This window comes from Burkholderia sp. SIMBA_051 (genome assembly GCF_046534915.1).
GTDB classification, from domain to species: domain Bacteria; phylum Pseudomonadota; class Gammaproteobacteria; order Burkholderiales; family Burkholderiaceae; genus Burkholderia; species Burkholderia ambifaria.
Genome location: NZ_JAWRXS010000805.1, coordinates 1 through 240 on the forward strand (window position 1 = coordinate 1; position 240 = coordinate 240).

At 54.2% G+C, this 240-nt stretch carries 1 pseudogene; it reads left to right on the plus strand.

Features of this window, described 5'->3' with window-relative positions:
• Positions 1–118 precede the first annotated feature (118 nt).
• Positions 119–240 (plus strand): annotated as a pseudogene (locus SB771_RS36680) (GntR family transcriptional regulator); the annotation flags it as partial.

The window sequence follows — 240 nt, forward strand, 5'->3', positions numbered from 1 at the left end:
TCAGAATATATGATATATAATATACCCATCGCGCTTGAATTGGCCAGGGCGGGATAGAATTCAGCCGGGCGCCGTTTCACGGCCTCCGCCATTCCATCGAACCCAAGCCTCGACCGTCATGCCCAGCCTTAAACCGGTAAAAAAAGAGAACCTCTCCGTCAAGGTCTACAACGAGATCCGTAACGCCCTGATCAACGGGCAGTACGAACCCGGAGAGCGCCTCATCATTGGCGAGCTGGC